This is a genomic window from Chromobacterium violaceum ATCC 12472, from assembly GCF_000007705.1.
Taxonomy (GTDB): Bacteria; Pseudomonadota; Gammaproteobacteria; order Burkholderiales; family Chromobacteriaceae; genus Chromobacterium; species Chromobacterium violaceum.
In genome coordinates, this window is record NC_005085.1 from 1124891 (window position 1) to 1144567 (window position 19677).

Annotated in this window: 21 protein-coding genes; 6 read left to right on the forward strand and 15 right to left on the reverse strand. The window is 64.9% G+C overall.

Going from position 1 to position 19677, the window contains the following annotated elements; all coding sequences use genetic code 11:
- Positions 1–72 precede the first annotated feature (72 nt).
- Together CV_RS05275 and CV_RS05280 are read right to left on the reverse strand one after the other, a co-directional pair.
- Entirely contained in the window at positions 73–714 is a 642-nt protein-coding gene (locus CV_RS05275; protein WP_011134632.1) for a TetR/AcrR family transcriptional regulator, read from the reverse strand.
- 45 nt (positions 715–759) lie between these two features.
- Complete coding sequence (locus CV_RS05280) at positions 760–2265, reverse strand: MFS transporter (protein ID WP_158303300.1); 1506 nt, start codon at positions 2263–2265, stop codon at positions 760–762.
- Positions 2266–2351: 86 nt separating this feature from the next.
- Between CV_RS05280 and CV_RS05285 the strand changes: the two genes are divergently transcribed.
- The 4 genes from CV_RS05285 (at position 2352) to CV_RS05300 (ending at position 8003) form a co-directional block, all read left to right on the forward strand.
- Positions 2352–3311, forward strand: a complete 960-nt coding sequence (locus CV_RS05285) for a LysR family transcriptional regulator (RefSeq protein ID WP_052278766.1) — start codon at positions 2352–2354, stop codon at positions 3309–3311.
- A gap of 103 nt (positions 3312–3414) precedes the next feature.
- Positions 3415–5301 (forward strand): methyl-accepting chemotaxis protein, encoded by a 1887-nt coding sequence (locus tag CV_RS05290; RefSeq protein WP_011134635.1) that lies wholly within the window; start codon positions 3415–3417, stop codon positions 5299–5301.
- 278 nt (positions 5302–5579) lie between these two features.
- Positions 5580–7463 carry a methyl-accepting chemotaxis protein gene (locus tag CV_RS05295; protein ID WP_011134636.1) on the forward strand — a complete coding sequence of 628 codons (1884 nt, stop codon included), beginning with the start codon at positions 5580–5582 and terminating at the stop codon, positions 7461–7463.
- A 99-nt stretch (positions 7464–7562) separates the two neighbouring features.
- Positions 7563–8003, forward strand: a complete 441-nt coding sequence (locus tag CV_RS05300) for a hypothetical protein (RefSeq protein WP_011134637.1) — start codon at positions 7563–7565, stop codon at positions 8001–8003.
- On the opposite strand, the gene CV_RS05305 is transcribed toward CV_RS05300, so the two are convergent.
- From CV_RS05305 to iscR, 13 genes are all read right to left on the reverse strand, one after another.
- A complete protein-coding gene (locus CV_RS05305) occupies positions 8004–8450 on the reverse strand; it encodes an LEA type 2 family protein (protein WP_011134638.1) in 447 nt (148 codons plus the stop codon). It lies immediately after the preceding gene.
- A gap of 78 nt (positions 8451–8528) precedes the next feature.
- On the reverse strand, positions 8529–8876 hold the full coding sequence (locus CV_RS05310) for a hypothetical protein (RefSeq protein ID WP_139794327.1): 348 nt from the start codon (positions 8874–8876) through the stop codon (positions 8529–8531).
- A gap of 46 nt (positions 8877–8922) precedes the next feature.
- On the reverse strand, positions 8923–9537 hold the full coding sequence (udk, locus tag CV_RS05315; protein WP_011134640.1) for a uridine kinase: 615 nt from the start codon (positions 9535–9537) through the stop codon (positions 8923–8925).
- A gap of 91 nt (positions 9538–9628) precedes the next feature.
- Complete coding sequence (locus CV_RS05320; protein WP_011134641.1) at positions 9629–10264, reverse strand: glutathione S-transferase family protein; 636 nt, start codon at positions 10262–10264, stop codon at positions 9629–9631.
- Positions 10265–10402: 138 nt separating this feature from the next.
- A complete protein-coding gene (iscX, locus tag CV_RS05325) occupies positions 10403–10597 on the reverse strand; it encodes a Fe-S cluster assembly protein IscX (RefSeq protein ID WP_011134642.1) in 195 nt (64 codons plus the stop codon).
- Between the two features lie 130 nt (positions 10598–10727).
- On the reverse strand, positions 10728–11069 hold the full coding sequence (gene fdx, locus CV_RS05330; RefSeq protein WP_011134643.1) for an ISC system 2Fe-2S type ferredoxin: 342 nt from the start codon (positions 11067–11069) through the stop codon (positions 10728–10730).
- A 9-nt stretch (positions 11070–11078) separates the two neighbouring features.
- Positions 11079–12938 carry a Fe-S protein assembly chaperone HscA gene (gene hscA, locus CV_RS05335; RefSeq protein WP_011134644.1) on the reverse strand — a complete coding sequence of 620 codons (1860 nt, stop codon included), beginning with the start codon at positions 12936–12938 and terminating at the stop codon, positions 11079–11081.
- Positions 12939–12971: 33 nt separating this feature from the next.
- Positions 12972–13331: a hypothetical protein gene (locus CV_RS05340; protein ID WP_011134645.1), complete on the reverse strand. Its 360-nt coding sequence runs from the start codon at positions 13329–13331 to the stop codon at positions 12972–12974.
- A 1-nt stretch (position 13332) separates the two neighbouring features.
- Entirely contained in the window at positions 13333–13860 is a 528-nt protein-coding gene (hscB, locus tag CV_RS05345) for a Fe-S protein assembly co-chaperone HscB (RefSeq protein WP_043595559.1), read from the reverse strand.
- 91 nt (positions 13861–13951) lie between these two features.
- Positions 13952–14275 carry an iron-sulfur cluster assembly protein IscA gene (iscA, locus tag CV_RS05350; protein WP_011134647.1) on the reverse strand — a complete coding sequence of 108 codons (324 nt, stop codon included), beginning with the start codon at positions 14273–14275 and terminating at the stop codon, positions 13952–13954.
- A gap of 13 nt (positions 14276–14288) precedes the next feature.
- Positions 14289–14672 (reverse strand): Fe-S cluster assembly scaffold IscU, encoded by a 384-nt coding sequence (gene iscU / locus CV_RS05355; RefSeq protein ID WP_011134648.1) that lies wholly within the window; start codon positions 14670–14672, stop codon positions 14289–14291.
- A 56-nt stretch (positions 14673–14728) separates the two neighbouring features.
- Positions 14729–15946 carry an IscS subfamily cysteine desulfurase gene (locus CV_RS05360; RefSeq protein ID WP_011134649.1) on the reverse strand — a complete coding sequence of 406 codons (1218 nt, stop codon included), beginning with the start codon at positions 15944–15946 and terminating at the stop codon, positions 14729–14731.
- A gap of 31 nt (positions 15947–15977) precedes the next feature.
- On the reverse strand, positions 15978–16472 hold the full coding sequence (iscR, locus tag CV_RS05365; RefSeq protein ID WP_011134650.1) for a Fe-S cluster assembly transcriptional regulator IscR: 495 nt from the start codon (positions 16470–16472) through the stop codon (positions 15978–15980).
- Positions 16473–16781: 309 nt separating this feature from the next.
- Here iscR and CV_RS05370 point away from each other — a divergent pair, with 309 nt between their 5' ends.
- Complete coding sequence (locus CV_RS05370; protein WP_011134651.1) at positions 16782–17903, forward strand: beta-ketoacyl-ACP synthase III; 1122 nt, start codon at positions 16782–16784, stop codon at positions 17901–17903.
- A 170-nt stretch (positions 17904–18073) separates the two neighbouring features.
- Positions 18074–19669 (forward strand): ABC transporter substrate-binding protein, encoded by a 1596-nt coding sequence (locus tag CV_RS05375; RefSeq protein ID WP_011134652.1) that lies wholly within the window; start codon positions 18074–18076, stop codon positions 19667–19669.
- Positions 19670–19677: the final 8 nt, after the last annotated feature.

Here is a 19677-nt window from a genome sequence, read left to right on the forward strand (position 1 = left end):
GGGTGTTTTTTTTATGGGCTATGCCCTAGCGCTCTAGCGCGGGTTCATTGGCGGCGGTCCCGCGCGGCCGCATCAGGCGAAGCGCGCGCAGGCGCGTTCGAACGGCGACTGGAAGCGGGGGCTGACGTAGGGCGTCAGCAGATACATCAGGCTGCGGCAGCCGTGCTGGATCAGCTTGTCCAGCTCCGCCGCGCTGGCGTTCTGCCTGATGGTGCTGATCCAGCCGGTCTGCACCATCTGGAAGTGCTGGACCAGATGGGCGAGCTGCTGGTCGTCGACCAGGATCATGCCCTGCTCGCGCAAGCGGGTGAACAACTGGCCCAGCTTGCCGTTGAGCTGGCCGCGCGACAGCTGCTGGTGCTCTTCCTCCAGCTGCGGGTTGACGTAGAACAGGCTGGGCAGGCTCTTGGGCAGGAAGCGGAAGCTCCAGATGTGGCGCAGCGTCTTTTCCATCGCCATCACCATCGCCTCGATCGAGTTGCTGTGGCTGAGCGCGGCCGACAGCTGCTCCGCCATGCCCTTCACGTAGCGTTGGTAGAGCTCGTTGATGATCTCTTCCTTGTTGCGGAAGTGATAGTAGAGCTTGCCGGTGCTGATGTTCATCCGCTCGGCGATGTGGTTGGTGGTGATGACGCGCTCGCCTTCCTGATTGAACAGTTGCAGGCTCGCTTCGACAATCTTGTTGAAGGTCTCCGATTGGCCGCTTTTGCGCATGGTTTGATTCTTCCCGCTGAAACTGAGATGCCGCGGAGCGCCGGCTCAGCCGTTTTTTCTGGCCGCGAGCAGGCCGGCCGCCAGCGCCAGGCCTATCCAGCTTTCCAGGCGGAAGAAGTCCAGGCAGGAAACCAGCGTGGCTTGCCGGGCGAGTTCGCCGGCCAGCACTCCGAAGCGTTGAGTATCGCTCAAATCGGGCATGAATTGTCGTAATTGATGCAATGAGTCGAGAAACTGTGGCGAATTCCAGGAAAAATGCTCGGACAGACGGCTGTAATGCAGCGCGTTGCGCGCCTGCATGAACACGCTGGCCAAGGCCACGCCGGCCGAGACCGACACCTGGCGCACGATGTTCTTGGTTTGGTAGGCGTGGCCGAAGGCTACCGGGGCGATGCCGCGGAAGGCGCTCTGCGCCACCGCCATGATGAACAGCGACATGAAGCCGCCGTTGAGCAGCAGGATGGCCGCGACGCGGGCCAGCGTCGCCTCGCCGTTCAGGCCGCTCATCAGCCAGCCGTAGCCGGCCAGCAGCAGGCAGCCGCCGGCCATGGTTTCTCTCAGTCCGGGCGCCTTGCCTTTCAGCAGCAGCTTGGCGTACAGCAGCGCGAAGGCGATGCCGGCCAGGTAGCTGACCGACAGCAGCATGCCGCTGGTGGGCAGGTCGAAACCCAGCGCCTGCACCGACAGCATCGGCAGGATGTAGCTGTTGGCCGATACCAGCAGGTAGCAGCAGCTGTAGCCGACGAGTCCCAGCCGATAGCTTGGGCGGCGCAGCAGACGCCAGCGGCGGCGGTCGGACGCCCGGCCGCGGTGGGCGGCGCGGAACAGCATCCAGGCGGCGACGGCCGCCGCCGCCAGGCCGGCCAGCCATTGCGGATGGGCGAACAGCCGGTAAGGCGTTTGCTGGATCAGCCATTGCAGCAGGAAGACGGCGGTCAGCAGCAGCAGGAAAGTCCAGGTCGGATAATGCGCGGGACGATGCGCCGGCGGCCGCAGCGGCAGGCGGCCAGCCGCCCACCAGGCGGGCAGCAGCAGCGGAAGGATGCCCCAGCACAGCGCGCGCCAACCGTAGGCCTGCAGCAGGACGCCGCCGAGCAGCGGCCCCAGCGCGCTGCCCAGCAGCAGCGCCTGGCCGAAGGCGACCAGGCCCGGCCCGCGCTTGGCGGGCGGCAGCTGCGCGACTTCGAGACGGGCGGCGGTGAAGAAGGCGGCGCCGCCCAGGCCCTGCACCGCGCGGCCGGCGATGAAGGCTGCCGGAGATGCGGCGGCGCCGGCGATCAGCGCGCCCAGCGCGAACAGCAGGATGGAACCCTGCAGATGGCGGCGCGAGCCGAAGCGCTCGACGCACCATTGATGATTGAACAGCGCCAGCACCGCGCACAGCGCGTAAGCCATCGCCGCCTGGCTGAACTCCTCCGGTCCGGCGCCGACCCCGCCCATCACCTGCGAGGACGCGAAATTGAGCAGGCCGTTCTGCAGGAATTCCAGCCAGGCGATCAGCGCGATCGCGGCCAGCCGGCTCCAATGGGGCTGAGGAGAAAAAGCATGCATGCGCGGCATCCGAGGGTGGGGATGCCGCCAGTGTAGAAAGCGCTTATGATTTAATAAAATCGATGTTTTTCATTGGATATATTACTGTGAATGATATTGACGCGCTGAAACTGCGGCGGCTGGATCTGAACAGCCTGGTGGCCCTGCACGCGCTGCTCAGCACCCGCAGCGTCAGCCGCAGCGCCGACTTGCTGTGCCTGGGCCAGCCGGCGGTCAGCCACATCCTGAAGAAGCTGCGCGAACAGTGCGGCGACCCGCTGCTGTGCCGCGACGGGCGCGGCTTGACGACCACGCCGTACGCCGAGGCGCTGCTGCCGGCGCTGGAGGCGTGGCTGGGAGAGGCGCAGCGCTTGCTGGCGCCGCCGGCTTTCGATCCGGCCGCGCTGGACGGCGTTTACCGGCTGGCGATGCCCGACTTGCTGGAGGCGGCGCTGCTGCCGGAATTGATCGCGGCCTTGCAGCAGCAGGCGCCGGGCCTGCGGCTGGAAGTGGCGGCGATGGCGGCGGACGAGGCCGAGGCGGCGCTGGAGGCGCGGCGGATAGACGGCGCCGTCGGCCATTTCCCGGCGCGTTCCGCGCGGTTGTCGCGGCGCGAGCTGTTCCGCAGCGGCTTCGTCTGCCTGCATCACGCCGGCCGGCTGGCGCTGCCGGCGGCGCTGGACGCGGCGGCGCTGGCCGGACCGCCGCATCTGTACACCTCCTATATCGGCAACAGCGCCAGCCTGATCGACGATTATCTGGCCGCGCATGGCCAGCGGCGGCGAGTGATCGCCTCCACCGCCAGCTTGCTGGCGATACCGCTGCTGCTGGAGCGCCTGCCGGCGGTGGCGGTGCTGCCGGCGCTGATCGGGCGGGTGCTGCGCGCGGAGGCGGGCGGCCTGACGCTGCGGCCGGTTTCCGACGCGGCATTGGAGATCGCCGTCGAGCATGTCTGGCATCCGCGTTGCGATGCCGACCCCTTGCGGCGATTCATCGACGCCTTGCTGCGGCGGCAGACCGCCGCATGGCGAGAACCGCAGGAAGAAGCAGAATTGGCCGGGGTTTGATTTAAATTTGCCGTAAGTATTTAAATGGTATGTGATTTTTAACAATGCGTGCCAGCTGATATGACGGATAATAAAGCTTTTATCAGCATCGGCTTATCATCTCATGCGCTCCATCCGACACAAGCTCATCTTGTTGACGGCGGTGTCCATCCTGGTCGCCACGATCAGCGTGACAGTCATCGCCTGCCTCAACATCCGCAATCACGCCTACGACGAAGCCAAGCGCGAGGTCACCCAGGTTCTGCAGCTGCAGGGCGGACTGGTGTCGGAGTGGCTGACCGTGCGCAAGAACCTGATCACCGCCAGCCTGTCCCGCGCCGGCGATCCGCAGGCCAGTTACTACCTGCAGCAGATCGCCAAGGGCGGCGGCTTCAACATCATCTACGCCGGCCACGGCGACAGCGGCGAAATGTTCTACTCGGTGCCGGGCCGTCCCAAGCCCAGCGCCGACTACCAGCCGGCGCAGCGGCCGTGGTATCAGCAGGCCAAGGCGCAGGGCGGCGTGATCGTCACCGATCCGTACAAGGACTCCGAGCCCGAGACCAAGGACAAGCTGGTGATCACCATCGCCGACAAGGCGCCGGGCCAGGAAATCGTGGTCGGCGGCGACATCCTGATCGACAAGCTGGTGAAGTCGGTGCTGGACATCAAGCTGGCCGGCGACGGCCACGCCTTCCTGATGACCCGCCAGGGCAAGGTGATCGCCTATCCCAAGCCGGGCCAGGAACTGCGCCCGATCAGCGAGCTGATCCCCGGCCTGGACGAAAGCCGCTTCCAGCAACTGGTGGCCAGCGGCGACGTGGCGCCGCTGGACATCGACGGCCGCACCTTCCTGGTGACGCTGAAGCAAGTGGCGAATACCGACTGGGTGATGGGCGTGGCCGCCGATGAAGAGGCGGTGCTGGCGCCGGTGACCCAGCTGATCTGGCTGATCGCCGGCGGCGTGGTCATCGTGCTGCTGGTGCTGGTGGCGCTGAGCTCCGGCTACCTGACCCGCCTGCTGCGCGGCCTGATCCAGGTGCGCGACGCGATGAGCGAGATCGCCAAGGGCGAAGGCGACCTGACCCGCCGCATCGACATCCACGGCGAGGACGAGGTGGCGCAGACCGCCGAGGCGTTCAACCAGTTCGTCGGCCGCCTGAACGGCATGTTCCGCGAACTGCGCGGCGAGGCGGAAGAGCTGGCGCACGGCGTGATCGAGGTGGGCGGCGCGGTGAAGCAGGTGGCCAGCGATTCGCACCGCCTGGCCGACATCTCCAGCTCCAACGCCGCCGCGATCGAGGAAGTGACCGTCAGCATCTCGCACATCGCCGAGGCGACGCGCGAAACCGATTCGCTGGCGCGCAACACCGGCGAACACTCCCGCGAGAGCGCCGGCGACATGCAGCGCATCAGCAGCGAGATGGAGCAGACCAGCCAGTCGGTGAGCGAGCTGTCGGCGCTGCTGGCCTCGCTGGAGCAGCGCTCGCAGGAAATCTCCAAGATCACCAACGTGATCAGCGACATCGCCGACCAGACCAACCTATTGGCGCTGAACGCGGCGATCGAGGCGGCGCGCGCCGGCGAGCAGGGCCGCGGCTTCGCCGTGGTGGCCGACGAAGTGCGCAAGCTGGCCGAGCGCACCGGCAAGGCGACGGTGGAAATCAGCGAAATGGTGGAGAACATCCTGGGCGAAACCGGCAAGGCGGTGGGCAATATGCAGCGCACCGTCAGCGCGGTGGATACCAGCGTCGAGCTGACCAGCCAGGCGCGCGGCCGCCTGATCGCCATCAGCGACGCGATGCAGAAGGTGATAGACAAGATCGGCGACGTGGCGCTGTCCACCAGCGAGCAGCACAACGCCACCACGGCGATGGCGCAGAGCACCGAGTCCATCAACAACCAGATCCTGGACTCCGACGCCGCGCTGCAGGGCGCGATGCAGACCCTGGAGTCGCTGAAGCAGCTGGCCCACAATATGCAGGGCGCGTTCGGCCGCTTCAAGCTGTAAGCGTTTTCGCCGCGCCGGCTGGCCGGTGTGGCGAAAAAGCCATGGTTTGGGTGATTTTCGCCAGGAAAATCAAAGCCATTGGCATAATCGGTTGGCGCTTCATCGCGTGGCTTGTAAACGTTGTTTACAATCCACCCGGTCTGAATACGCGCCAATCCTTACAAGCTGCGATCCGCAGCATGCGCCGGCGGGAGCCGGCGGCACAAAAAGGGCGTCGTCGACGCCCTTTTTGCCGTCCAGAGGATTGGCAACGAGAGAGAAGCTACAAGTCGATTGCCATGAAATCCATACGAAGCAAGATTGCCCTGCTGCTGGCGCTGGCCATGCTGGTGGCCACGCTGAGCACTGCCGTCAGCGCCTATTTCAAATTCCGCGACAACCTGTCCGCCGGCGTGTCCGCCCAGCTGGATCTGGCCATCGGCGGCCAGCAGCGTTTCGTCACTTCCTGGCTGGAGCAGCGCAAGCAGATCATCGCCAGCGCCGTCCGCCACGGCGGCGAAGCCGATCCCACCCTGTATCTGCAGCAGCTGGCCGAGGCCGGCGGCTATGCCCAGATCTTCGTCGGCGACGGCGACAGCAAGGGCATGGTCTATTCCATACCGGGCAAGCAGAAGCCCAGTCCGGACTATGATCCGGCCTCTCGCGCCTGGTTCAAGGCGGCCAAGGCGCAGGGCGGGGTGATCGTCACCGCGCCGTACAGGCCCGCCAGCGCGTCGATCAAGGACCTGGTGATCACCATCGCCCAGGCCTTGCCGGCCGGCAACAAGGTGGTCGGCGGCGACATCGCCATCGGCCAGCTGGTGAAGTCGGTGCTGTCGGTATCCTTGCCGGGCAACGGCTTCGTGTTTCTGATGGGCAAGGACGGCAAGCTGATCGCCTATCCCAAGGCCGACACCGCGCTCAAGCCCCTGTCCGAGCTGATGCCGGGCATGGACGCCGCCCGCATCGCCGGCCTGCTGGACAAGCCCGAGCTGGCGACGGTGGAGCTGGACGGCGCGAGCCGCCTGCTGCGGCTGAGCTCGGTGGAGGGCAGCGACTGGGTGCTGGGCGTGGTGGTGGACAGCGAGCTGCGCGACGCGCCGCTGCGCCAGATGATGGTGTCGATGGCCTTATCGCTGCTGGCCGCGCTGGCGATCACCCAGCTGCTGGCCGGTGCCTACCTGCGCCGCTTGTTGCGGGGCCTGTTCCAGGTGCGCGACGCGCTGCGCGAGATATCGCAGGGCGAAGGCGACCTCACCCGCCGCATCGCGGCTGAAGGCCGCGACGAGGTGGCGCAGATGGCCGAGGCGTTCAATCAGTTCGTCGGCCGCCTGAACGGCATGTTCCGCGAGCTGCGCGCCGAGGCCGAGCAACTGGCGCAGGGCGTGATCGCCGTCGGCGGCGACGTGGCGCGGCTGGCCGAGGACTCCCACATGCTGGCCGACATTTCCAGCTCCAACGCGGCGGCGATCGAGCAGGTGACCGTGAGCATTTCCCACATCGCCGACGCCACCCGCGAGACCGATTCGCTGGCGCGCGACACCGGCGCCCACGCCCAGTCCAGCGCCGAGGAGCTGCAGCGCATCAGCAGCGAGATGGCCAGCACCAGCGTATCGGTGGGCGAGCTGTCGGCGCTGCTGGCTTCCTTGCAGCAGCGTTCGCAGGAGATCTCCAAGATCACCGGCGTGATCCGCGACATCGCCGACCAGACCAATCTGCTGGCCTTGAACGCGGCGATCGAGGCGGCGCGCGCCGGCGAGCAGGGCCGCGGCTTCGCGGTGGTGGCCGACGAGGTAAGGAAGCTGGCCGAGCGCACCGGCAGCGCCACCGTCGAGATCGGCGACATGGTGCAGAACATCCTGGCCGAGACCGGACGCGCGGTCGGCAATATGGACCGCACCATAGGGGCGGTGGACGGCAGCGCGGCGCAGACCGAGCAAGCGCGCGCGCGGCTGGTGGAAATCACCGAGGCGATGCGGCAGGTGGTCGACAAGATCGGCGACGTCGCGCTGTCCACCGGCGAGCAGCACAACGCCACCACGGCGATGGCGCAGAGCACCGAGTCCATCAATAACAAGATCCTGGATTCGGACGCCGCGCTGCAGAGCGCCCAGCGCACGCTGAGCACGCTGGATGGCGTGGCGCGCAGCATGCAGCAGGCGTTCAGCCGCTTCAAATTGTAAACCGCGGCCGTTTTTCTGCGCCGACGCCAGCCCGCGGGCTGGCGTTTTTATTGCCTAGACGGGAAAATGTCGCAACGTTATCAAGCGAAAAGGCGAACAATGAAGAAGTTGTGCTTACCGCTGCTGGCGCTGAGCCTGGCCGGCTGCGCGATGTTTCCCAGCCAGGAGGGCTATGCGCAAAAGGTGTTCCGCTGGCAGGGACGCGACGTCAACGAGCTGCTGGCGCAGTGGGGACCGCCGACCAAGACCATGCAGATGCCCAACGGCAACAGCCTGTACACCTATGTGAAGGAAAGCACCGAGCAGCAGCCGCTGCGCGAGAACACCCGCTATGAGCCCGGCACCAAGGTGACGGTGACCGACAAGGACGGGCAGGCGCGGGTGGTCGAAACCCCGGGACGCTGGGTCAGCAACGGCATGAGCGGCGGCGGCACCGTCCATTACGAATGCACCACCAACTTCGTGGTGGACAAGAAAACCAAGGAAGTGCTGAGCGTCAGCTTCGACGGCAACAACTGCCTGGCGGTGCCGCGGCAGTGATCAGCGCTGCGGCAGCTGCCATTCGCCCTTGTTGTTGAACGGCAGGTCGGCCAGGCCGTTCAGGCCGTGCAGCTGGCCGCGCAGCTCGTAGTTGAGCTTGCCGCCCGGCAGCTGCCGCCAGTTGGCCAGCTGGCGTATCCAGGCGGCCAGCGAGGTATGCACCTGCAGGGTCACCATCCCTTCGCCGCGCGAGGGGATGGACACCGCTTGCTGGCTGCTGCCGCCGCCCAGTTTTTCTCCGCCCAGCATCAGCTCGAAATCGACGCCGCTGGCGTTCAGCGGGATGGGATTGGGGTTGGCGACGCGCAGCGTCACCGCGAAGTTCTGCTCGAACAGCGTGCTGCTGCCCGGTTCGATATTGCTGAGGCTGACTTCAGGCTTTTTCAGGCCCATGCTGCCGCATCCGGCAAGCGAAAGCAGCAACAGGGCGGTGGCTATCCATTTCATGACGACATTCCCGATTGAGATGTCCGCTATTTTACGGGCAGGCCTTGTGGCGTTGTGTAAACGGAATGTGCGGAATTGTTAGCGGACGAACGCCCAAAAGCAACAGGCCATCGATTGACGGCCTGTTGCTTTTGGAAACTCGGCGGAGAAAAACGCCTCATCGGCGTCCTGGCCGCGGTCGGCGGCCATCGGCTGCCGGTCGCGCTCTTCGCGCCAGTCTTCCAGTTCCGCCCACAGCGAATGTTTCTGCGATTGGCGCAGGCCGGATCGGCTGCGGCCGTGTGCGCCGCCCTTTTTCAGGATGGCTGCGCAAGCCAGCGGATTGCGCGGTTTGATGGTATGCATGATGTGCCTTAGGTGATCACGCGCCGGATGGCGCGCGGCGATTGTCCGCCCGCGAGAGCACGGCGTCAACCGGGCAAGCAAAAAGCCGCCTCTGGGGCGGCTTTGGGATTTCCTGCGCGGCGAGCGCTCACACCATCAGACTGGCGACCTTGGTGGTGATGATGTCCACCGCCGGATCGTTGGCGCCGTGCGGCAGGATCACGTCGGCGAAGCGCTTGGTCGGCTCGATGAACTGGTTGTGCATCGGGCGCACGGTGGACAGGTATTGCTCGATCACGCTCTCCATCGTGCGGCCGCGCTCGGCGATGTCGCGCTTGAGGCGGCGGATGAAGCGGACGTCGGAGTCAGTGTCGACGAAGATCTTCAGCGACATCATCTCGCGCAAGGCGGCGTCGTACAGCGGGAACAGGCCCTCGATCACGATCACCGGCGCGGGCTGCACGGTGACGGTCTGGTCGGAACGGGTGTGGTTGGCGAAGTCGTACACCGGCATCTCGATCGCGCGGCCGTTGCGCAGGTCGTCGATGTGGGAGATCAAGAGCGGCCAGTCGAAGGCCTGCGGGTGGTCGTAGTTGGTGCCCAGGCGCTGCTCGAAGGTCAGGTGGCTCTGGTCGCGATAGTAGTAGTCCTGGATGATCACCGCCGCCATCTCGGAACCAATGGTTTCCAGCACCTTGTTGGTTACCGTGGTTTTACCGCTGCCGCTGCCGCCGGCAACGCCAATGATGAACGGGGTGCTCATGTGAAATCCTTGACGTAATGAAAATGTAAAAAACGCGCCATTCTAATGACTTATGGCGCGTTGATCCACCCGTTTTGCGACATGCTCTGACTTAAGACGCCCGCCGCCGCTCGGCCGCCGCCGCCGCGTACCATTCCTGCATGGCGGGAAGGGACAGGATATGGCGGACATAAGCCTGCGAGCGCTCCGGCAGCCTGACGTTGTAGGTCTGGAAGCAGGTGCAGATGGGCGCGAAGCAGGCGTCGGCGATGGTGAAGCAGCCGAACAGGAAATCGCCGTCGACGACGTGGCGTTCCAGGTGCTCTTCCCATAGCGCGATCACGCGGGCGATGTCGGATTCCAGCGCCGGCGAGCTTTCGTAGTCCACCTGGCGCAGCGTGATGTCCATCGGCAGGTTTTCCCTGAGCGCGACGAAGCCGGAGTGGATCTCGGCGACGATGGAGCGGGCGACGGCGCGCAGCGCGCTGTCGTCGGGCCACAGCCTAGCGGCGGGGAAGCATTCGGCCAGGTATTCGCAGATGGCCAGCGAGTCCCAGATTCTGAGCTGGTCGTCCACCAGCACCGGCACCTTGCCGGCGGGATGGGCGGCAAGGATGCGGGCCTTGCTGTCGGACAGGTAGAGGTCGATCTGCTGCTCCTGGAAGGGTTCGTCCAGCATCTTCAGCACCAGCCAGGGGCGCAGCGACCAGGGGGAGTAGTTCTTGTTGCCGATGATCAGGGTGAACATGGCGGCTCCGTAACGGGGCGGCGGCGAAGGCCGGCGCGTGCTTTCCGATGATAAACCGGCGGGGCGGGATTTTCACGCGCGGGCGCAGGGACATGAAAAAAGCCCCGGAGTCCGGGGCTTTTTGCTGCGAGCGGAAGATCACTCGGCTTCGTCTATCCACGCCTGCTGGATCGCCTCCAGCACGCGCTCGCCGCCGCGGGCGTGGTCGTCGTCGAAGCCGGGCAGCTCCACCACCCAGTTGTGCAGGTCGACGAAGCGCACGGTCTTCGGGTCCACGTCCGGGTGGGCGTCCGCCAGTTCGATGGCGATGTCGTTAACGTCGGTCCATTTCATAGATGTCTCCTGAGCGGGAGTAGGTCATGAAATCCAGCGCAGCGGCAGCGGCGAGGCGCGCCGCCGCAGACAGTACACATAGTACGGCAAGGCGGCGCAACGCTGCCGCTGGGATTTCAGGGCCTGCTCCTTAATGATGTTCGCGGGCGTGGTTGATCGTGTATTTCGGGATTTCGATCACCAGATCCTCGTCGGCGACGATGGCCTGGCAGGACAGGCGCGATTGCGCTTCCAGGCCCCAGGCCTTGTCCAGCAGATCTTCTTCCAGTTCGTCGGCCTCGTTCAGCGAAGCGCCGCCCTCGCGCACGATGCAGTGGCAGGTGGTGCAGGCGCAGGACATCTCACAGGCGTGCTCGATCTCGATGTCGTGGGCGAGCAGGGCGTCGCAGATGCTCTGGCCGGTTTCGGCGTTATCAATTACGGCGCCCTCGGGGCAAAGGTCCGGGTGCGGCAAAACGATGATGCGCGGCATGGCGTATCCTTACAGATCGGTAATCTTGTGGCCCTTCAGCGCGCGCTGGATATTGCGGTCCATGCGGCGCGAGGCGAAGGTTTCGGTGGCGTGGTTCAGCGCGGCGCTGGCCTCGTTGACGCGGCGGGTGACGCCCTCGGCGATGGCGGAGGCGACCGCCGCGACGGCGGCTTCCACTTCGGCGCGCTCGGCCTGGTCCAGCAGGTCGCCGTCCTGCGCCAGCGCGTTCAGCGTCGCGTCGCGCAGGCTTTCCGCGTCGACGATGGCCTCGCGCAGCTTGCGGGCTTCGATGTCTTCCTGCACGTTGGCCAGCGATTCGCTCAGCATGCGGCTGATCTCGTCGTCGGACAGGCCGTAGGATGGCTTGACCTCGATGCTGGATTCCACGCCCGAGGTCTGCTCGCGCGCGGTGACCGACAGCAGGCCGTCGGCGTCAACCTGGAAGGTGATGCGGATGCGCGCTGCGCCGGCCACCATGGGCGGAATGCCGGTCAGCGTGAACTTGGCCAGGCTGCGGCAATCGGACACCAGTTCGCGCTCGCCCTGCAGCACGTGGATGGACATCGCGGTCTGGCCGTCCTTGAAGGTGGTGAAGTCCTGCGCGCGCGCCACCGGGATGGTGCTGTTGCGCGGGATGATCTTCTCGGTCAGGCCGCCCATGGTTTCGATGCCCAGCGACAGCGGCAGCACGTCCAGCAGCAGCCACTCGTCGTCCTGCTTGTTGCCGGCCAGCACGTTGGCCTGGATGGCGGCGCCCAGCGCCACCACCTTGTCGGGGTCGAGGTTGGTCAGCGGCGCGCGGCCGAAGTAGTCGGCGACGGCCTTCTGCACGTGCGGCATGCGGGTGGCACCGCCCACCATCACCACGCCCTGAATGTCCTCGGGCGCGATCTTGGCGTCGCGCAGCGCCTTGCGCACCGGCGTCAGCGTCTTGTCGACCAGCGTTTTGGTGATGGCGTGCAGCGTGGCCTGGTCCAGCTCCAGGTCCAGCGACTGGCCATCGGACAGGATGGCGGTAACGCGGGTGCTGGCGTGGTCGGTCAGCGCTTCCTTGGCTTCGCGGGCGCGGGTATGCAGCAGGCGCATGTCGTGCGCGGACGGCGCGGTGACGCCGGCCTGCTCCAGCAGCCAGCAGAACACGCGGTGGTCGAAGTCGTCGCCGCCCAGCGCCGAGTCGCCGCTGGTGGCCAGCACTTCGAACACGCCGCGGGTCAGCTTCAGGATGGACACGTCCAGCGTGCCTCCCCCAAGATCGTATACGACATATGTGCCTTCGCTGCCGTTGTCCAGGCCGTAGGCGATGGCGGCGGCGGTCGGTTCGTTGAGCAGGCGCAGCACGTTCAGGCCGGCCAGGCGCGCGGCGTCCTTGGTGGCCTGGCGCTGGGCGTCGTCGAAATAGGCGGGCACGGTGATCACCGCGCCGGTCAGCTCGCCGCCCAGGCTTGCCTCGGCGCGTTCCTTCAGCGCGCGCAGGATGTCGGAAGATACCTCGACCGGGCTCTTGACGCCGGCGCGGGTCACCAACTGCACCATGCCCGGCGCGTCGACGAAGCGGTAGGGCAGGCTGCCGGCGTCCTTGATGTCGCTGACGCCGCGGCCCATGAAGCGCTTCACCGAGACGATGGTGTTGTGCGGATCGCGGTTCTGCTCCTTCTGCGCGTCGTAGCCGACCGCCAGCACGCCCTGGTCGCCGTAGCGCACCACCGAGGGCAGCAGGCTGCGGCCGGTTTCGTCGGGCAGCACGGCGGCGGAGCCGCTCCTGACGGTGGCCACCAGCGAGTTGGTGGTGCCCAGGTCTATGCCCACGGCCAGGCGGTGCTGGTGGGGAGCGGCGGAGAGGCCGGGTTCGGCGATTTGCAGTAGAGCCATGTCAGTTCAAGTCAATGTAAGTGGCTAACCCTCTCAGCGCCAAGGCGCGGAGAGGATGGCGAATACGATGTAAAGACCGAAAATCAGCCCCGGCGCGCTCAGCGCGAGGTTGAACCAGTGCCTGGCCCAGGCCAGGCGCGCCGCAGGGCTGTCATCCTGCCCGCGTTTCCAGCCTAGGCGGGACAACCGTTTAGCATTCCAACCGGCTATCGGCAACGCCAGCAGGCCGAGCAAAAGCAGGCCTCCCAGTTGCGGATTGCCGCAGCCGGGGCCATCCTCGCCTCGATGGGCGTCGGGCAGCAGCATCAGGATCTGGAACAGCAGGTAGCCGATGCCCGGCATCCATGCCCAGGCTTGCTGCCGCAAGGCTTGCCGATATTCCGCGGCGAGCATGCTAGTCCAGCAGGCTTTCGATGGCGTCGCCGATCTCCTGGTCCAGCTTTTCCATGAAACGCAATTTTCTCACCAGAACGGCGGCGGCGTCCAAGTCGGCGCGCGCATCCAGCGCCGCTTCCAGTTCGGTCTGCAGGTCCCTGACTTCGCCGCGCAGGCGGCGCGACAGCGACTCCAGCGCGTCCACGTCGGCGCGGGCGTCGTCTATGCTCTCGCGCCATTCCATCTGCGCCATCAGGAAATCGGCCGGCATCCGGGTGTTGTTCTCTTCCTGGGTGTCGACGCCGGACAGCTGCAGCAGGTAGCGGGCGCGGTTCAGCGGCGACTTCAGCGTCTGGTAGCCCTCGTTGACGCGGGTGGCGAGCATCAGCGCGCTGCGCTTGTCGGCGTCGGAGCTGGCGGCATAGCGGTCGGGATGGACCTGGGCCGCCGCCGCGCGCCAGGCGGCGTCGAGGCCGGCGGCGTCGATGGCGAAGCGGCGCGGCAGGCCGAACAGGCTGAAGAAATCCTGGTTGAAATCGTGGTTCATCGATGCGTCCGGACTCAAGCGTGGGGACTGAAAAAACGAGGGCGGAGCATCAGCGCTTGCGCGTCAACGCTCCGCCCCGGGGCGGCGGCGGTCAGACGTTGAAGCTCTCGCCGCAGCCGCACTCGTTCTTGACGTTGGGGTTGTTGAAGCGGAACCCCTCGTTCAGGCCTTCCTTCACGTAGTCGAGCTCGGTGCCATCGATGTAGGCCAGGCTCTTGGCGTCGGTGTAGATGGCTACGCCGTAGCTTTCGAAACGGACGTCGTCGCTGCTTTCGACATCGACGAACTCCAGCTTGTAGGCCATGCCGGAGCAGCCGGAGGTCTTGACGCCCAGGCGCACGCCGAGGCCCTTGCCGCGCTTGGCGAGGAAGGCGCCGACATGCTGGGCGGCGCGTTCGGAAAGGGTGAGTGCCATCGGTCGCCTCCGCTTACTTGCCGTGTTTCTGCTTGTAGTCTTCCACCGCGGCCTTGATCGCGTCTTCGGCCAGGATGGAGCAGTGGATCTTCACCGGCGGCAGCGCCAGCTCTTCGGCGATGGCGGTGTTCTTGATCGCCAGCGCCTCGTCCAGCGACTTGCCCTTCACCCACTCGGTCACCAGGGACGAGGAGGCGATGGCGGAGCCGCAGCCGTAGGTCTTGAACTTGGCGTCTTCGATCACGCCGTCCGCGCCCACCTTGATCTGCAGCTTCATCACGTCGCCACAGGCCGGCGCGCCGACCATGCCGGTGCCGATGCTGTCGTCGCCCTTGTCGAACGAGCCGACGTTGCGCGGATTTTCGTAGTGATCCAACACTTTTTCGCTATATGCCATGTCTTTCGCTCCTGCAAGGCCGCAGCGCGCGCCGCGGCCGGTAATCTGTTATCGGCTCAGTGGGCGGCCCATTGAACGCTGTTCAGGTCCACGCCGTCCTTGTACATCTCCCACAGCGGGGACAGCTCGCGCAGCTTGCCGATCTTGGATTTCAGCAGCGCGATCGCGTAGTCGATCTCTTCCTCGGTGGTGAAGCGGCCCAGCGTGAAGCGGATGGAGCTGTGGGCCATTTCGTCGTTGCGGCCCAGCGCGCGCAGCACGTAGGACGGCTCCAGCGAGGCGGAGGTGCAGGCGGAGCCGCTGGACACGGCCAGGTCCTTGATGGCCATGATCAGGCTCTCGCCCTCGACGAAGTTGAAGCTGACGTTGAGGTTGTGCGGCACGCGCTGGTCGGCGTCGCCGTTGATGTACACCTCTTCCATGTCCTGGATGCCGTGCCACAGGCGGTCGCGCAGCATGCGGATGCGCTCGCACTCGCTGTCCATCTCTTCGCGGGCGATGCGGAAGGCCTCGCCCATGCCGACGATCTGGTGGGTGGCCAGCGTGCCGGAGCGGAAACCGCGCTCGTGGCCGCCGCCGTGCATCTGGGCTTCCAGGCGCACGCGCGGCTTGCGGCGCACGTACAGCGCGCCGATGCCTTTCGGGCCGTAGGCCTTGTGCGCGGACAGGCTCATCAGGTCGACTTTCAGCGTGTTCAGGTCGATCTTCACCTTGCCCGGCGCCTGGGTGGCGTCGACGTGGAAGATGATGCCCTTCTCGCGGCAGATCTCGCCGATCAGGGGGATGTCCTGGATCACGCCGATCTCGTTGTTCACGTACATCACCGACACCAGGATGGTGTCCGGACGGATGGCGGCCTTGAACGCCTCGATGTCGAGCAGGCCGTTTTCCAGCACGTCCATATAGGTCACTTCGAAGCCTTGGCGCTCCAGCTCGCGACAGGTGTCCAGCACCGCCTTATGCTCAGTCTTGACGGTGATGATGTGCTTGCCCTTGCTCTTGTAGAACTGGGCGGCGCCCTTGATCGCCAGGTTGTCGGACTCGGTGGCGCCGGAGGTCCAGACGATTTCCTTGGGATCGGCACCGATCAGCTTGGCCACTTCGGCGCGCGCGTTTTCGACGGCCTCCTCGGCTTCCCAGCCGAAGCTGTGGCTGCGCGAGGCGGGGTTGCCGAACTTGCCGGTCAGATAGGGAATCATCTTTTCGGCGACGCGCGGGTCCACCGGGGTGGTGGCCGAGTAATCCAGATAGATCGGTAGCTTGGGCTGGCTCATTTATTTAATCTCCGCAAGATTTTTCGTGCGCTCACAGGGCGCTGCTGGCAGCTGCACGGGAGCTGCTACAGCTGTCGCGCTTGTCCTGCACGACGCTGCTCTCCTTGGCTTGCTGCTCTTTGGCGTGTTGTTCTTCCACCAGGCTGGCGAGGCTTACCTTGGAGAGGTAATCGAAAATGGTGACGTTGAGGTTGGTCCACAAGTCGTGGGTCATGCAGCGCTGGCTGCCGCGGCAGTTCTCGCGGCCGCCGCATTGGGTGGCGTCCACCGGCTCGTCGACGGCGACGATGATGTCGGCGACGGAGATGTCGCAGATCTGTTTGGCCAGCGTGTAGCCGCCGCCGGGACCGCGCACGCTGTCCACCAGTTCGGCGCGTCTTAGCTTGCCGAACAACTGTTCGAGATAAGACAGCGAGATGCTCTGGCGTTCGCTGATGCCGGCCAGGGTGACCGGGCCGCCTTCCTCGCGCATCGCGAGATCCAGCATCGCGGTGACGGCAAAACGTCCTTTGGTGGTGAGGCGCATGGTGTTCAGTTCCGGTGGGTGGTGGTACTGCCTCAGATTATACCCAATATCCGACTAAATTAGTCAAGTATTTGGCGAGGCAATCCAGCGCCGGAAGTCGCAAAGTTGAGCATTTTACTTGGTTTAAGTGGCCCAAGGCTATGGATTTCTTACTTTCGCGGCGGCCGCTGTGTAAAATCGCTGCAATATTCCGCAAGATCCGCCCGCAAGGGTGCCGAGTGGCGGCGGATGCAACCGGCCGGGCCGAGGAAGGCCGGGTCCGTCCGCCATGCTTTCGTTCCCTAATCATTGGGATGAGGACATAAGAAGATGCATAAGGTTGTTATCAGCGGGACCGGGCTATTCACCCCGCCGCATGCGGTCGGCAACGCCGAACTGGTCGAGGCCTTCAATGCCTTCGTGCGGCGGCGCAACGAAGCCCATGCGGCCCAGATCGCCGCGGGCACCATGGAACCGCTGGCCGAGTCCAGCGCCGAATTCATCGAGAAGGCCTCCGGCATCAAGCAACGTTTCCTGATGGACAAGGACGGCGTGCTGGACCCGGAGCGCATGACGCCGAATCTGCCCGAGCGCGGCAACGACGAGCTGTCGCTGCAGGCCGAGATGGCGGTGGCGGCCGCGCGCCAGGCGCTGGAGGCGGCCGGCCGCGCCGCCGCCGACATCGACATGGTGATCGTCGCCTGCTCCAATATGCAGCGGCCGTATCCGGCGATGGCGATCGAGGTGCAGCAGGCGCTGGGGATAGAGGGTTACGCCTTCGACATGAACGTGGCGTGCTCGTCGGCGACCTTCGGCATCCAGACCGCGGTCAACGCCATCGCCACCGGGCAGGCGCGCGCGGTGCTGATGGTGAATCCAGAGATCTGTTCCGCCCACCTGAACTTCCGCGACCGCGACAGCCACTTCATTTTCGGCGATGCCTGCACCGCGGTGGTGCTGGAGCGCGCCGACGCCGCGGTTTCCGAGCGCCGCTTCGAGGTGCTGGGCTGCAAGCTGGCGACGGTGTTCTCCAACAATATCCGCAACAATTTCGGCTTCCTCAACCGCTGCGACGCGAGCGGCATCGGCCAGCCGGACAAGCTGTTCGTCCAGCAGGGCCGCAAGGTGTTCAAGGAAGTGTGTCCGATGGTGGGCGAGCACATCGTTGCCCATCTGGGCAGCCTGGACATCGCGCCGGAAGGCGTGCGCCGCTTCTGGCTGCACCAGGCCAACCTGGCGATGAACCAGTTGATCGCCCGCCGCGTGCTGGGCAGAGAGGCCGATACCGTGGAGGCGCCGGTGATTCTGGACCGCTACGCCAACACCAGTTCGGCCGGTTCCATCATCGCCTTCCATCTTCATTCGCATGATTTGAGCGCCGGCGATGTTGGCGTCATTTCATCGTTCGGGGCCGGCTATTCCGTGGGTTCCGTCATATTGCGCCGCGCGTAGTTCACTTTCCGTTTACGAATTGTCATAGTCGGATTGCGCATGAAAAGCCAGAGGGCGCTTGTCAAAAGCGCCCTCTGTGAGTAATGTATCCCCCACCAGCCGAAGCCTAAGCATGCTCAGGTTGAATATCAGAAAAGACTAATCAGTCTGTACAAAGGAAGGGAAACATTATGCAAACTTTCAAGAAGTTGCTGGTCGCAAGCGCGATTGCTGGGGTCTCCGTCGCATCTCAAGCCGCGGGAACGCTGGTGTTTTGTTCCGAAGGCAGCCCGGCCGGCTTCGATCCGGGCCAGTACACCTCCGGCACCGACTTTGACGCTTCCGCCGAAACCGTGTTCAACCGCCTGGTGCAATTCCAGCGCGGCGGCACCAAGGTGATCCCGGGCCTGGCCGAGAAATGGGATGTGGCCGCGGACGGACTGTCCTACACCTTTCACCTGCGCAAGGGCGTGAAGTTCCAGACCACCGACTACTTCAAGCCGACCCGCGAATTCAACGCCGACGACGTGGCTTTCACCTTCGACCGCATGCTCAACAAGAGCAATCCGTTCCGCAAGGCCTACCCGACCGAATTCCCGTACTTCACCGACATGGGCATGGACGAGAACATCGCCAAGGTGGAGAAGGTCGATCCGTACACCATCAAGTTCTCGCTGAAGAAGGTGGATGCCGCCTTCCTGCAGAACCTGGCGATGAGCTTCGCCTCCATCCAGTCCGCCGAATACGCTGACAAGCTGCTGAAGGAAGGCAAGCCGCAGCTGATCAACCAGCAGCCGGTGGGCACCGGCCCGTTCATCTTCAAGCGCTACCAGAAGGACGCGCAGATCCGCTTCGCCGCCAACAAGGATTACTGGAACAAGGCTGACGGCCCGAAAGTGGACAACCTGGTGTTCGCGATCACCACCGACCCGTCGGTGCGCTACCAGAAGCTGAAGGCCGGCGAGTGCCAGATCACCACCTATCCGCGCCCGACCGACATCGCCGCGATGAAGGCCGATCCGAAGATGAACGTGATGTCCCAGGCCGGCTTCAACCTGGGCTACCTGGCCTACAACGTCAAGCACAAGCCGCTGGACAAGCTGGAAGTGCGCCAGGCGCTGGACATGGCCATCAACAAGAAAGCCATCCTGCAGGCGGTGTACCAGGGCGCTGGCCAGGCCGCGACCAACCCGATGCCGCCCACCCAGTGGTCGTACAACAAGAACCTGAAGGACGCGCCGTACGATGTCGCCAAGGCCAAGGCGCTGCTGGCCAAGGCCGGTTACCCGAACGGCTTCGACATCTCGCTGTGGGCGATGCCGGTTCAGCGTCCGTACAACCCCAACGCCAAGCTGATGGCGGAAATGGTGCAGGCCGACTGGGCCAAGATCGGCGTCAAAGCCAAGATCACCTCCTACGAGTGGGGCGAGTACCTGAAGCGCGCCAAGACGGGCGAGCATGACTCCATGCTGATCGGCTGGACCGGCGACAACGGCGATCCGGACAACTGGCTGGGCGTGCTGTTCGGCTGCGACGCGATGAACGGCAACAACTTCTCCAAGTTCTGCTACAAGCCGTTCGAAGACCTGATCCAGAAGGGCAAGGCCACTTCCAACGTCGCCGAGCGCACCAAGCTGTACATGAAGGCGCAGGAAATCGTGAAGCAGCAGGTGCCGATGACCACCATCGCCCACTCCACCGTCAATCAGCCGATGCTGAAGTCAGTGCAGGGCTTCAAGGTCAGCCCGTTCGGCCTGAACTCCTTCTACGGCGTCAGCGTCAAGTAAGCCGGGTT

What these genes read in the sequence shown, in the direction of transcription:
- iscR (WP_011134650.1), bottom strand. Translation starts at nt 16,472, where the DNA reads ATGCGCCTCACCACCAAAGGACGTTTTGCCGTCACCGCGATGCTGGAT.
- CV_RS05320 (WP_011134641.1), bottom strand. Translation starts at nt 10,264, where the DNA reads ATGTTCACCCTGATCATCGGCAACAAGAACTACTCCCCCTGGTCGCTG.
- CV_RS05275 (WP_011134632.1), bottom strand. Translation starts at nt 714, where the DNA reads ATGCGCAAAAGCGGCCAATCGGAGACCTTCAACAAGATTGTCGAAGCG.
- CV_RS05360 (WP_011134649.1), bottom strand. Translation starts at nt 15,946, where the DNA reads ATGAGCCAGCCCAAGCTACCGATCTATCTGGATTACTCGGCCACCACC.
- fdx (WP_011134643.1), bottom strand. Translation starts at nt 11,069, where the DNA reads ATGCCGCGCATCATCGTTTTGCCGCACCCGGACCTTTGCCCCGAGGGC.
- CV_RS05305 (WP_011134638.1), bottom strand. Translation starts at nt 8,450, where the DNA reads ATGAAATGGATAGCCACCGCCCTGTTGCTGCTTTCGCTTGCCGGATGC.
- CV_RS05340 (WP_011134645.1), bottom strand. Translation starts at nt 13,331, where the DNA reads ATGCTCGCCGCGGAATATCGGCAAGCCTTGCGGCAGCAAGCCTGGGCA.
- hscB (WP_043595559.1), bottom strand. Translation starts at nt 13,860, where the DNA reads ATGAACCACGATTTCAACCAGGATTTCTTCAGCCTGTTCGGCCTGCCG.
- CV_RS05370 (WP_011134651.1), top strand. Translation starts at nt 16,782, where the DNA reads ATGCATAAGGTTGTTATCAGCGGGACCGGGCTATTCACCCCGCCGCAT.
- hscA (WP_011134644.1), bottom strand. Translation starts at nt 12,938, where the DNA reads ATGGCTCTACTGCAAATCGCCGAACCCGGCCTCTCCGCCGCTCCCCAC.
- iscA (WP_011134647.1), bottom strand. Translation starts at nt 14,275, where the DNA reads ATGGCACTCACCCTTTCCGAACGCGCCGCCCAGCATGTCGGCGCCTTC.
- CV_RS05280 (WP_158303300.1), bottom strand. Translation starts at nt 2,265, where the DNA reads ATGCATGCTTTTTCTCCTCAGCCCCATTGGAGCCGGCTGGCCGCGATC.
- CV_RS05375 (WP_011134652.1), top strand. Translation starts at nt 18,074, where the DNA reads ATGCAAACTTTCAAGAAGTTGCTGGTCGCAAGCGCGATTGCTGGGGTC.
- iscX (WP_011134642.1), bottom strand. Translation starts at nt 10,597, where the DNA reads ATGAAATGGACCGACGTTAACGACATCGCCATCGAACTGGCGGACGCC.
- CV_RS05290 (WP_011134635.1), top strand. Translation starts at nt 3,415, where the DNA reads ATGCGCTCCATCCGACACAAGCTCATCTTGTTGACGGCGGTGTCCATC.
- iscU (WP_011134648.1), bottom strand. Translation starts at nt 14,672, where the DNA reads ATGGCATATAGCGAAAAAGTGTTGGATCACTACGAAAATCCGCGCAAC.
- udk (WP_011134640.1), bottom strand. Translation starts at nt 9,537, where the DNA reads ATGAGCACCCCGTTCATCATTGGCGTTGCCGGCGGCAGCGGCAGCGGT.
- CV_RS05300 (WP_011134637.1), top strand. Translation starts at nt 7,563, where the DNA reads ATGAAGAAGTTGTGCTTACCGCTGCTGGCGCTGAGCCTGGCCGGCTGC.
- CV_RS05295 (WP_011134636.1), top strand. Translation starts at nt 5,580, where the DNA reads ATGAAATCCATACGAAGCAAGATTGCCCTGCTGCTGGCGCTGGCCATG.